Raw genomic sequence first — 12576 nt, forward strand, 5'->3', positions numbered from 1 at the left:
GGACATAAATAAAAATCACTGTGTCAAGAAATGTAAAACGTCTGAAAGTCTTTCCTGTTCCCTGTTCCCAGATCCGGTGTTCCCTTGTCACACAGATAACTTTTATTATGTCCACCTACTTACCCTAGATTCCGCACTTCAAAATGTAGTTTAATCAGCGTAAAATTTACGCTGATTTATTTTGATAAAAAATAGTATCTGTGGCATGATGTTGGCAAAAAGCTGAGAATGTGCCGACGTTCATCGGTTAAATTAACTATTTGTTTGATTCCTAAGTAAGTCAAAACATGAATACCTTGAAAACATTGAAATATCCATCTTAATGTAGGATTGTTAGTTTCTTTACCAACTTGATTATTGACTCCGCTTTTTTCTTTTTTTAAACTATTTTTTGGCTCTCTTGGTCCAAGGTTATAAACTAACAAACATAAAGACATTAAAAATAATATAGTCTCAATTCTTTCAGGATTATCGGCAAAAAAACTATCCGCAAAAAATAAAGAATCTTTTAGAAATCTAAATCCTCTTTCACTCATTTTGTTGATTTTTATCTAATTATCCATTTTATTTCTCCCATTAGTTGAAGATTTTCTTGACTATATAATGCACTATCACATACCATTATTGAAGAAAAATTAATTTGCTTATTAAATTCTAATATTATTTTGGTAAAGACAGCTTTATCCGCTTCATTTCCATCTCCTACTCTCATAAATAATGGTAAGTCTCCATCATTGCTTGTTATTAAATCTAAGACACATTGTTTCAAGTCTGGTCGATGATCCCGCGAATAACCTTTGCTAATTCTGTTGTGATGGCCACTCGTGAAAAATTGTTGAAGAGAGTTACCAGTGGTTATCTAACCTCTTATCAACAAAGTGAACTTATTGACCGGTAAACTCTTTTTGAAAAAACCGCCTCAAATCCTGATCTGGCATCTACTTGAGGCGGTAACAACACTCGCCGATAGATTAATAAACTATCCGCCCCTGTTGTGATGGTCGTGCTTGAAAAATTATTAGACCCTGGTTGCCAGTTGTCATCTAATTATTTGTCAACAAAGCGAACTTATTGATAGGTAAACTCTGAGCTTAAAACCCCCTCAAATCCTCTCCTGGTATCTACTTGAGGGGATCACAACACTCGCCGATTAAATTAATAAACTATCCGCCCAATAGTGTGATCCCTCTGAAGGCAAGAAAATAAATCCTTGGTGGCTACTGTCCCAATACACACGAATTGCGCGTATCTTCACGAATTCATGAATATATATTAAACCAAGAATTTTTTGACCAAATTGACAAAAGAAGTGCATTCGGCTAGGGGTGTTTGTTTATAATATTTTTACAGGCTTACTGCGATGAGCGGTAAACAAGGTCAGCCGAACCCACCTGAATCAGGCAAATCAGCTATGCTGGACAAAGGTCAGCCGAACCCCCCTAAACTCGGCAATCAGAGAAATCTGGACAAAGGTCAGCCGAACCCCCCTAAACTCGGCAAAGGGCGAAAATTGGATACAACCATCTTTAAAAAGGGAGTAATATTTGGGTCAACCGAACCCGCCTAAACTCGGTATGTTAGTCAGCACTGCTGGAAATGACTCCTTTTAAAAGAGTTGGTACTCCGATCAACCCAACCTACCATTACTGGCCAATGGGCAAAAACTGGATAAAACCACCTTTAAGAAGGGAGTAATATTTGGGTCAACCGAACCCGCCTAAACTCGGTATGTTAGTCAGCACTGCTGGAAATGGCTCCTTTTAAAAGAAATGGTACTCCGATCAACCCAACCCACCATTACTGGCCAATGGGCAAAAACTGGATATAACCATCTTAAAAAAGGGAGCAATATTTGGGTCAACCGAACCCGCCTAAACTCGGTATGTTAGTCAGCACTGCTGGAAATGACTCCTTTTAAAAGAATTGGTACTCCGGTATGGCGAACCCATCTTAACTCGGTAATGGGCGAAAACTGGAAATAACTCTCTCTGGAAAAGAGTGGTATTGTTAGTCAACCGAACCTAGCATTACTCGGATTTACCAGATAAATCTCGATATAGCCCTCTTTTTTGGCAAAAAAGGGGTATTAAATCAACATATCTTACTTTATCTTGGTAAGGTTAAGTTTCCTCTCGGTATTATTTTTAAGCATCGACACTAACTATACCGGTAAGATTTAAGCTGTCGTCGATTAATCGGCGATGCTATCCTCATGCGCTCAGTTCGATGACATTTATTGGAAGCTATCAGTTTAAGCGACAGCGACCTTCGCTTTGACAGTCAAGTCGTTGCTGACGTTCTTTGACGATTGTCTCCAAATTTGGTCGCCCGGTTAACTTCAACCGTAAGGAAGCCCAAATTTCATAGAGCCTATCTACCACTGGACGGATGATAGGTAACTTGGTCGCCCAATAAATCCAACCTATGCCCAGGATGGAATATATTCGGCGGAAAACTTCCACGTTTTTAATAACCGTGTTGTCGGGCAATAGGGCGTGAATTCGTCCCATCGCTGCCTGATAGGAAACGCCCCCATTCTCGCTTGGGTTATAGTTTATGTTGGCAATATCAACAAAAGCAACTAACCCTCGTCCCCTATCCTGTTTTTGCAGAAAATTGACCTCTCGTAAGCATAAGGGGCATTCTCCATCATAGAGAAGTTTAATTTTCCATTTCGGGGACTCAGTAAAGGCTTCCAGGGAGTTAGGGGATTGAGTGGGTAACGATGGCATGAGACGAATACAGACGAGATTTTTTATATTTTAAGCTTTATTGAAATACTGGTCGCTCATTGGCGAATACCAAGGCATAAAGCCTTATCTGGCTCCGTTGTGATGACCCTCTAAAAATTGTGAGTATTAGAGCCAAATCCGTATCTTTTAGCCAGATCGCTAATGCCGATACCTAAAAGATTAAGTGCCCGTAAAGAGCGAACGAGAAGTTCAAATACTTATCCCAATGCTGTTAGATGGTAGTGATAATTGATCACTACCATCATTTATTGACCAGTAAACTTATAATTAAAAACCCCCTCAAATCCTATTGTGGTATCGATTAGAAAGGGTCACAACACTTGCCGATAATAATTAAAATTATCTGGCTCCGTTGTTATGGTCGAGCAAGTAAAATTATTTAACCAAGTTGCCAGTTATTCCCCAAACCATTCTCAATAATTTAGGATTGTTGATCATCGAGGGCATCACAACGGACGCTGATAATAATTAAAATATCCGGCTCCGTTGTTATGGTCGAGCTTGAAAAATTATTTAATGTGGGTTGCCAATTATTCCCTTAACTATTGTCAACAATTTTAGCTTATTGACAATTAAACTCTCCTTTTAAAACCCATTCAAATCCTCCTGGGGTATCGGTTAGAGGGGGTCACAACACTTGCCTGGATTTATAACTTACCGGCTCGTGTTGTTGTCACTTAAATGTATTATAGTTATCGCTTCTTTGATTCTCAACAAGAGAGTTTTATTGATAAATAAGACCGAGGGATAAAACCCCTTCAAATTCCCTTTTGGCATGGACTTGAGGGCATCACAACGGACGCTGATAATAATTAAAATATCCGGCTCCGTTGTTATGGTCGAGCTTGGAAAATTCTTTAATGTGGGTTGCCAGTTATTCCCCAAACCCTTCTCAATAATTTAGGATTGTTGATAAGCGTTTCAAGCATCACAACGGACGCTGATAAATAATTAAAAATATCTGGCTTCGTTGTTATGGTCGAGCTTGGAAAATTATTTAACCCAAGTTGCCAGTTATTCCCCAAACCATTCTCAATAATTTAGGATTGTTGATCATCGGGGGGCATCACAACGAACGCTGATTAATTAAAATATCCGGCTTGTGTTGTGATGGTTACTCTAGCAAAAATCCCCTTGTGGTAGCTCGTTTCTCAGTACGCACGAATTGATCAATCTTCACGGATTAATGAATATATATTAAACCAAGAATTTTTCGACCAAATTGTCAAAACAAGTGCAAAGGCTAAGGGTCTTTGTTTAGAATGCTTTCATGAACAGGTTTACTGCTTGAAAGCGGTAAAGAAGGTTAGCCTAACCCGCCTGAATCAGGCAAATCAGCCATGCTGGAAACCACCTTTAAAAAGGGAGTCATATTTGGGTCAGCCGAACCCACCTAAACTCGGTATGTCAGTCAGCACTGCTGGAAATAACTCCTTTTAAAAGTAGTGGTACTTGGGTCAACCGAACCCGCCTAAACTCGGTAATCTCTATTTTTTCTCGTCATGCTCGATTTTATCTTTCAAAGTCGAGACGGACTAAACCGGTAGCCCTTTATGCTGCTACAGATCAACTTACTCCCTCATCTTCTGAGATGTTGGGAAACAGATGAGTGTGAGCAGTTTACACCAATCACTTGAATAACTATTAATTCCAGGTGCGCTCATGGCAGATGTGACCATTGCGGCGGATTTTGGGGCATCCCTCGGACGGGCAATCTACAGCACCGGTTCTGGGTACTGCAAACCCGAACTGATGTTGCTTGACCCTCAAGTGGTGCTTGTTCCCGCCAAGAGCATTTCTAATTACGAGAAGTACAAAATTGGTCAAGCAAATCCCGAAGATTCTGCTTGGGTGAAGTCGGGTGAGGCTCATTTCGCTGTCGGCTTCCTGGCCAAGAAAAACTTTCACGCCGTTCACTGCTTGGAATCTCTGAAGGTGGATTCAGCAATTCCTCAAGCTCTATCGATCATCGGCAGCGTCGCCCAGAAAAAAGGTTTACCCTCTCAATTCTCTCTATCTCTGGGTATTCTGCTTCCTTGGAACGAATTTCGAGATCGAGAAAAGTTCGCTTCCCAAATCTCAACAGCCTTATCCGACTATACCTTTCGAGGACAGCAGTTTTCTGTCCAACTCGAATCCTTAACAGCATTACCCGAAGGAGGTGGTATTTTTGCCAGGGGCAGAATGCCTCAACAACCTACTCTTAAACTCCTATCCCCAAAGGAACTCACCATCGCTGTCATTATGCTCGGCTATCGTAATTCTTCTATCCTGGTTATAGAGAAAGGAGAATTAACGCGAGGCTCAACGGGTGACTTCGGTTTTGCCCGGATGGTGCAAAAAATTCAAACTTTTACTTCTGGGCAAAAAGCGGATATTTTAGTTCCCGTCATCTGTTCAGCTAGAGCTAAATTGGGCAAGCGTGTATTAGAAACCTTAGCCCGTAGTGGACGAACCGAATTGAGAAATCAAGAAGTGGAAGAAATTGCTGAAGCGATCGCAGATGCGAGAGCCGAATACGTCGCCCTTCTGGAAAACTGGCTCATCCAACATTTGCCTTCCCAAACCAAAATTGACGAATTCATCATTAGCGGTGGAACAGCCCGTTATCTCAAAAAAGAACTAAGCGATCTTCTCAAGGGATTCGGCGGCTCACTTAATTGGTGTACCGGACTTGAGGAAAGGATTAAGAAAACCTTTGGTGATATTGTCAGCAACAATTCTCTCGAATCACGATTGGCAGACGTTTACGGGCTATTTTACAAACTGCACAACCGCCCCTTACCCCGAATTAGAGAAACTACAGGAGAATCTAGTGATGTCAACGTCAGAGCAATTTAACTTTGTCTTCCGTCACCAACCGAAGAGAACTTCTAAGTACGGGATACTGCTGACCTATATTAATCAGGATGATGCAGACTTAACTCGATGCGATCGGATGTTGCAACCGGTGGCGGCCTTCTGGCTACCCTTTGCCTATCAAAATTGTACCGATGCTTCTCCGTCTGAACTACAGCAACTGGCACGTTCTGCGATTTATCAACTGAAACTGCACATCCATTACTTGGAGAACTCTTTTGGGTTAAATGATGCTTCAAGTGCCTTAGAACCGACTCAAAAGCTCGAAAAACCGTTTTTAGCAGAAGTATCGACCAATGGGTGGCATGAAAGGGAGAATTTGCCAGAAATGGAAGATTTCAGCGATGAAGACGATATTTTAAGTCAGTTAATTTAACCGAGTGAGAAAAAATCATGACATTCACCCGCGAAGATTTTCAGCGTGAATATAACCTTAGCGATGAGGATGTGCGAGAAACGGCCAAAGCTTGCGGTCTATCTTTGAAGAAGCGCAATTATTCTGATGAGGAAAAAGAACGTTTTGCCCAAGCCAGAAAGTTATTTGATGAAGGGACGGCTAACTCTTACGATGACATCGCCAATTACTTCAAGAATAATGGGATACAGCCTGATTCAGACGACGATGGTTTAGACGGCAATGCTTCGGATGAATTAGGTTCCGATGAGGATAGCTCGAACGGCAATGGGTTAATCATCAATGAAAAATTAGCCGAAGATTTGCGCTTGTTGGAAGCCCAAGCAATGGAAACAGGGTTTCAAATGGGACTCCAACAAGCAGAAATTATGGGCAAAGTCATTCCTCAAGTCACTATCCTGCGACTTAAAGAAATGATCGTCACCGGGGAACTCAAGCAGAACTTTCAACAAATCTGGAGTGAGGCCACTAAAACTTTGGGAAACGCTCAATCCCTCACCGAGCAGGTAGAGGGCAGGTGGAAGGAATATCAACTACTCAGATACCAACCCCCGACGAGCTTGCCCTCCTCATCGACGGAATCATCCAACAGCGACTATTGATCGCCATTTCTCAAGAAGAATCCCATCTTAAACTACAGCAACAACAACTGGCTATTGTAGCCGAAAAACAGCGTAAACGATGGCAAATTATCAAGCAATGGGGCAACCTCATCAATTCTTGGACTTGGGCGGTGGTTTTGATGGCGATAATTTTCCTTCTCGGACTGCATACGGGATTGAATTTATTGCCAGAGGGGGTGGTGTGTAAGAGCCGAGAGAGCTTTTGTTATTTTCTTCGATTTGACACTAATAAGCGGATATTAAAGCGATAAAAGAAAAGGAATATAAGTTATATGGACTTTACTCGAACTAACAAAAAACTTTTAAGCCATAGCGAAAAAATCAAAGCACTTCATGAACGAGAGCTAGACCTTGATTTTGACGGCGATGGATTAACTGAACGCGAAGAAAGAAAATACGGACTCAATCCTCTAAGTCCTGATACTGATGGTGATGGTCTTTATGATGGTCAAGAGATAGCAATTCATATTAATCCTCACTTATACTCTAAAGTTCCTCCCTCGGTAGAAAAAGGCTCTGATAAAGAGAAACACAGAGAAACTTACCTCCACTCGGTTCAAACTCTTTTAAAAAACCAAGAGTTATCCTATCAAGCACTTTATAACCAGATTGCGGGTGATGAATGGCTCGGTCGTTCTTTGGATGAAAGAGTCTTAGCCATACAACTGCATTCGGGATCTTCTTTAGATCAGATTAAATGCTCTCTAGCCCAGAGTCCTTATGTTCAGTGGCAGCTAGAAGAGAGTCAATGGGATAGAGACTCGGCTATTGGCTATATCGGGGAATTAACTCGACAATTTGGGGCTAAAAGAACACAAGAAGAAGAAATAGCCGAATAAAGAAGCCTTATCGCTAAAAGAACACAAGAAGAAGAAATAGCCGAATAAAGAAGCCTTATCTCAAAGTAAATCTTCCCAATCGAAGGAATCGAGGTCTTGCTCGGTTTCAAGGTCTTCAACGGCGATGTAGCCTTGCGAGAGTAGTTCTTCAGTATCCAGACCGGCACGAGCAATGATTTTGTCCCGCAAGCTAGAACCGGGTCGATTTCGCGGAGCAAATAGCTTTCTGTCTTCAATTTCTTCTTTTTTCTGCCGTTCATACTCGGCGATTTCTTCGGGTGAACTCCCCTGTTTTCTCAAGAACTCCCGAAAGTGCGGTTTGATTGTGCCGTCTGGCTCGTAGAGGCTTCTCTCTAAAATTGACTCAAAAATTGCACCAGCTTTCATATTTTTTCCATTAGCTCCTTACAGTAACGCTTCTTTTTTAATAAGTCGGGAGTGCCAGTCATTATGACACTGTACCTCGCTCATTTCGACACTAAACTCAGGCAAGACTTAGAATTAAGAGAACCGATCAAAAATTGCCTTGCCGAATACTTATTTCCCGATGCAAAATTCACGTTAGGGGAAATTAATCCCGATACGGTCAAAGCCGAAGATTTACGGGCATACAAAGGAATGTCGCTACAATTCGCGTCGGGTAAGCGGATGTATTTTTCTGAGCGTCCCGTGCGAGATCTGCTTTATCCTAATGCTTCTGATGGAGCCGCCTATGGGAGTTTGCCCTTTACCCCTTGTCAGAAGTTTTCTGAAGTTAGACAAGCTAGAGTTCTTATCATTGATGATAGCACAGGAGCATCGGACGGGATTTTGCCACTTCAAGAGGCTAAAAAGTTGGTAGGAGACTGTTATGGAAAAATGAGCCTAGAACTAGCCGAACAACTGACCAGCTCAAAAAATGCCCCTATTCAATTTCGTTTGGGTATTCGACCTCAAAACGATTGTGATGTTTATCGCATAGCCAAGGGAACATTAGCCCCTGACCGTAGATTAGAAACTTTAACCAGTGCTGTCATCTCTGGGCGCGAGAAAATGAAAGTTGGTTATGATCTTATCCTTCCCACTAGCTCCTTCAAAGGACGTAAGGGAGCAGATGCTATTAAGCCTGGGGAGTACCTTCTTAATATTGGTATTGGAGTCAAAGCTATTGCCCAATATGGTAAGCAAAGCCTCGGTACTCAGGTTTTGGTCAATTATCCGCAAGGAGTTGAAGCTGACATTTTGCCAATCCTCGAAAGGAAGGCCAAAGAATTAGCTAATGCTCAGTCAGATTTACACGCGCTGGCTAAACATTTTCTTCAAAACTACCAACAACGAACGATTACCACTGAAGAGGAATATCTAAAAGATCTCGACTTGTCACCAGAAGACACTTTAGCCGAAGAAGATGCCGAAAATATTCAAAAGGGTGAGAGAATTTTCTATGACCTGCTCAAAACTGATTTAGAGCATCATGGGCAACTGCTAGAACATCCTTTCGTTATCGATGAACTGAAGAAATTTCTTCAAAGACAATGGATGGATATCGCTACGGGCAGAGCGATTAAGTTTCAGTCAGCATTAGCACAACCAAGCCTTGACCTGGGGGAAAATGAAGTATGTGTCCCTCGGATGCCCGACGGTGCAGAGCTAATCGTTACCCGTAGCCCTCTGGTCAACTCCAATGGGGTTATTACCTTAACCAATCGTCATCTGCCCGGACTGATGCACTTGGAGGGGGTAATTCACATTCATCCTGAAACGGCAGCAAAGCATTTACAAGCCGACTTTGATGGGGATAGATTGGCGTTTGAGAGGGCGGATAAATATCCTACCCTGGCAGCAGAAATTAAAGAAGCCTTACTGCCCCAAAATCGTTATCCTGATGTGATTAAACGAGATAAAGTTGCTTATAAGGGAAGTTTTGAGGAAATTGCCACAAGTGCGGTTAAAAATGACATCGGCAAAATTGCCAACCAAATCATGAGGGCTGTCTCCCTGCGATGGGAAACGGTTTTAATGCCCCAGGAGAAAAAAGAAAGTTACGTCGGGCAAGTTGCCAAGTATTATCGCTCCCTTTTAGACAAAGATGCTTCACCCGACAATCATTTTTCTATTCCCCAAAAATATAAACAAACCATCCAAGAAATAGCTAATTTACCTCAAGAGCTTACCCCGCAACAAATTGAGACAGCCCTTCAACAGATGCGAGACATCCAATACAAGATTGTTGCTGACTTGTCTAATGAACTTCAGGTAGCGGTTGATGGCCCCAAGAGTGCTAACCGACCAAATACAGCCATTTTAAATGCTTGTCGGGAGATTGGCGGTTATCAACCTGTAGCTTGGCTCTCCGGTAGAGATAAGAGCCGTAATCCCCAACTTTATCGCACTAACCCCTTGGAAAGTAAAAATTACAGCCCCATTGACCGCATGATTGGGGTGGCGAATGAAAAATGGCAAGAAAATCGTTTAATTTCTCGACCCGTTCATCAATTCCGGGAATTTTTTCCCTCTGTTGAAAATCCGAATCTTACCGAAATTGCCGGAGAAATTAAGGAAACCTACAATGATTATTTAAAAAGGGCAAGAACCCTCACTGAACTTAAAACTGAGCATCCTGAACTAATTGAACCCTATATTGAGGTCACATCAGCCACCAGTCATAAGAAAATTTATCTAACTCGCCTAGAGCGGTTTGGAGGATTAGAATCGGGTTTACTGGCTACTGATAAGCCATTTACCCTTGATTTAAAGCTAGTTAATAACCAGACTGACCGAGAAATTCCGAATACTCTTTTAGCAGTGGCAAGCCTCAATATAGATGGGAAATTAGTTGAGCAACCAGTGGGAGCGATCGCATTATCATCGGTAGAACAACATAATATAAAAGCGGGTAGAACATTAATACAAGCATCAGCAATCACTCGACCCGGCATCACTGACGGAAGAATTGAGGGTATTTACTCCGAACTTGATGAATATGTAAATATGGTTCGCCAACAACACCCTATTAACGAAAGGAGAGAATTAGCGGCGGCTCTGTGGCATAATGCCCACACTCGTGATGAATATCAAACCAAAAAGGCTCTACTGGCCTTTAAGTTGTTCCCCGATGAAGTTATCCAGCAGCTTTCCAAACTACAATTTACCGAGTTAAGAGTGGTGGGTTTGCATTTTCCCACTAACGAACATGGAAATAAACAATGGCGAGGGGAAGAAGTTGACTGTGAGATCGCACTTCATCCCATCCCCGATAAATCAGGACAATTAGAGGAAAAGCGAGTTATCCTAGTTGAAAACAAAGTCTTAGCCCCTCTAACAAATGAATCTCCGACTATGGCTGTCGGGACTAAATTTAAGGCATCTATTCTAGCCGAGCCGAGTTCAGGGGTGATAGCCACTACCCCTAAAGGAAATACCCTTAAAATAGGCCAGATTAAAAACTTTGCCTACCGCGAACACTCTTGGCAGGGAGAAGAGGCAAAAATCAACATTGCTCTGGTAAATAATGGTAAAGGACGTGCAATTCCCCTAGTTACCCTTGACGGTAATGCTTTGGGGGTTTTGGACAGAGAAAGCGAAATCAAGTTAAAAGAACGTAACCTTTTAAGTGCTAAGAGCTTAACTTTGGTTGCCCGACTTTCGAATACCCCCTCAACCACAGCGCAAGTAATAGTTAAGCCAGAAACAGTTCTCTATCCTTGGCAGCAACGAGAGCTTGAAAAGCAAATGGAAGCTAAACGCGACGTTTATCGGCAACAATATGAGGCTTATGCGTCTGATGTTGGGCGTAATTCGTCTTTAGCCGGTGCTTCTCATCACTTAATTGATGTTGAGGTGGCAATTCGAGCCTATGCTGATACGGGTGATTCTCATGAAGTGGCGACTATCTTGAGTCAGAGTGACCAAGTGAGGCAATGGAGGGCAAGTGTTCCTAATGCTCTAAGTTGGGAGGAATATGTCAACCAAGCTAAAGAATACGTTCGTTATGTTCAATCTGCTGCGAAGGAGCGCTCAAACCAAGTCTCATTTGAAAGATGACTAGATTTTAATTTTACCAAATAGTTTTTGTCTAATATGAATGAGAGAACTTAAGATTAGATTAGGAAAAGAAAAAAATCAACAAGGGAAAAAACTATGAATCATGAACTCTTAAAACGTATTACTCATAATCCTGATATTTGTCATGGTAAACCCTGTATTCGAGGTTTAAGGTATCCTGTCGAATTTATTCTAGAACTCCTCAGTGCGGGTATGACTACCGAAGAAATCTTAAGCGATTATGAGGATTTAGAACCCGAAGATATTCAAGCTGTTTTACTTTTTGCAGCCCGTTTGAGTCAAATTAAAAGTATTCATAAAATTGCTTCATGAAGTTTTTGGTTGATGCCCAACTCCCAGTCAGTTTAGCCCGATTTTTAGAGGCTTCCGGTTATGATACGATACATACCCAAGATTTACCGCAACAAAACTCCACCTCGGATACACAAATCAACGATATTTCAATTGAACAAAAGCGAATCGTTATTACCAAGGATTCAGATGATCGTAGATTCTTTTCTAACCCTTCAAAAACCTTACAAATTGCTTCTTGTTAGTACGGTAAATATTAAAAATAGTGAACTTCAGATCATCTTTACTAATTATTGGTCTAGGCTGATTACTTTGTTTGAGGAGCATTATTATATTGAATTGACCCGTGATGCCATTATTGTTCATCAGTGAAGATTTACAAAAGGAAAAAAAAAGCGGCAAGTAACCCTTTTTAACAAGGTTATTTACCGCAAAAGCTATTTGTTACTTAGTCTAAATTTTGGTAGGTTCTAGTTTTTGTGTGTCTTGATTGAAGTACCAATTAATTAGCCCTAAAGACATTTCATACGTGGCATCTTCCCACCCCATTTGATAATAGTAATTTTCCGATTGAGGGGGAATCGAGTTGATAGCATCGGTTTGTCCAGCCATAAACTCTTGACGCGCTATCTCTTCATGTTGAGTCATCTTTCTCATATTTTTTCCTTAATATGATAGTTTTTAACTCAACCGCCGTTAGGCAGAGCAACAAAAAAAGGCAGAAAAAGTTATCCTTGCCCTACCTTCTTTCA

At 41.5% G+C, this 12576-nt stretch carries 12 protein-coding genes and 1 pseudogene; 9 read left to right on the forward strand and 4 right to left on the reverse strand.

Annotated features, from left to right (window positions below; genetic code table 11):
* Window positions 1–176: 176 nt before the first annotated feature.
* Window positions 177–805: pseudogene (locus CYAN7822_RS36710) on the reverse strand (transposase); the annotation flags it as partial.
* Window positions 806–1360: 555 nt separating this feature from the next.
* Between CYAN7822_RS36710 and CYAN7822_RS04605 the strand changes: the two are divergent.
* Entirely contained in the window at window positions 1361–1567 is a 207-nt protein-coding gene (locus CYAN7822_RS04605) for a hypothetical protein (RefSeq protein ID WP_041933134.1), read from the forward strand.
* Window positions 1568–2246: 679 nt separating this feature from the next.
* Here CYAN7822_RS04605 and CYAN7822_RS04610 read toward each other — a convergent pair.
* Entirely contained in the window at window positions 2247–2732 is a 486-nt protein-coding gene (locus CYAN7822_RS04610) for a thiol-disulfide oxidoreductase DCC family protein (protein WP_013321076.1), read from the reverse strand.
* A 1683-nt stretch (window positions 2733–4415) separates the two neighbouring features.
* On the opposite strand from CYAN7822_RS04610, the gene CYAN7822_RS04615 reads away from it, so the two are divergent.
* From CYAN7822_RS04615 to CYAN7822_RS04635, 5 genes are read left to right on the forward strand one after another with little or no spacing between them, the layout of a single operon-like run.
* The gene (locus CYAN7822_RS04615; RefSeq protein ID WP_013321077.1) at window positions 4416–5594 is read left to right on the forward strand and encodes a ParM/StbA family protein; all 1179 of its coding nucleotides are present in this window, start codon (window positions 4416–4418) and stop codon (window positions 5592–5594) included.
* Window positions 5572–5988: a hypothetical protein gene (locus CYAN7822_RS04620; protein WP_013321078.1), complete on the forward strand. Its 417-nt coding sequence runs from the start codon at window positions 5572–5574 to the stop codon at window positions 5986–5988. Before CYAN7822_RS04615 ends, CYAN7822_RS04620 begins: the two co-directional genes overlap by 23 nt.
* Window positions 5989–6005: 17 nt before the next feature.
* Window positions 6006–6629, forward strand: a complete 624-nt coding sequence (locus CYAN7822_RS39340) for a hypothetical protein (RefSeq protein ID WP_013321079.1) — start codon at window positions 6006–6008, stop codon at window positions 6627–6629.
* A complete protein-coding gene (locus CYAN7822_RS04630; RefSeq protein ID WP_041933135.1) occupies window positions 6626–6901 on the forward strand; it encodes a hypothetical protein in 276 nt (91 codons plus the stop codon). Before CYAN7822_RS39340 ends, CYAN7822_RS04630 begins: the two co-directional genes overlap by 4 nt.
* A gap of 21 nt (window positions 6902–6922) precedes the next feature.
* Entirely contained in the window at window positions 6923–7489 is a 567-nt protein-coding gene (locus tag CYAN7822_RS04635) for a thrombospondin type 3 repeat-containing protein (protein WP_013321080.1), read from the forward strand.
* Window positions 7490–7549: 60 nt separating this feature from the next.
* Here the strand turns inward: CYAN7822_RS04635 and CYAN7822_RS04640 are convergent, their stop codons facing one another.
* Window positions 7550–7876 (reverse strand): hypothetical protein, encoded by a 327-nt coding sequence (locus tag CYAN7822_RS04640; RefSeq protein WP_013321081.1) that lies wholly within the window; start codon window positions 7874–7876, stop codon window positions 7550–7552.
* A gap of 63 nt (window positions 7877–7939) precedes the next feature.
* On the opposite strand from CYAN7822_RS04640, the gene CYAN7822_RS04645 reads away from it, so the two are divergent.
* The 3 genes from CYAN7822_RS04645 (at window position 7940) to CYAN7822_RS39345 (ending at window position 12069) form a co-directional block, all read left to right on the forward strand.
* Window positions 7940–11512, forward strand: coding sequence for a hypothetical protein (locus CYAN7822_RS04645; RefSeq protein WP_013321082.1), 3573 nt, complete (start codon window positions 7940–7942; stop codon window positions 11510–11512).
* Between the two features lie 96 nt (window positions 11513–11608).
* Window positions 11609–11845, forward strand: coding sequence for a DUF433 domain-containing protein (locus tag CYAN7822_RS04650; protein WP_013320608.1), 237 nt, complete (start codon window positions 11609–11611; stop codon window positions 11843–11845).
* Window positions 11842–12069: a DUF5615 family PIN-like protein gene (locus CYAN7822_RS39345; protein ID WP_245602690.1), complete on the forward strand. Its 228-nt coding sequence runs from the start codon at window positions 11842–11844 to the stop codon at window positions 12067–12069. The genes CYAN7822_RS04650 and CYAN7822_RS39345 overlap by 4 nt, the downstream gene beginning before the upstream one ends.
* A gap of 208 nt (window positions 12070–12277) precedes the next feature.
* Here the strand turns inward: CYAN7822_RS39345 and CYAN7822_RS04660 are convergent, their stop codons facing one another.
* Window positions 12278–12472, reverse strand: a complete 195-nt coding sequence (locus CYAN7822_RS04660) for a hypothetical protein (RefSeq protein ID WP_245602691.1) — start codon at window positions 12470–12472, stop codon at window positions 12278–12280.
* Between the last annotated feature and the right edge of the window lie 104 nt (window positions 12473–12576).

Origin of the sequence: Gloeothece verrucosa PCC 7822 (assembly GCF_000147335.1) — a bacterium.
Lineage (GTDB): Bacteria > Cyanobacteriota > Cyanobacteriia > Cyanobacteriales > Microcystaceae > Gloeothece > Gloeothece verrucosa.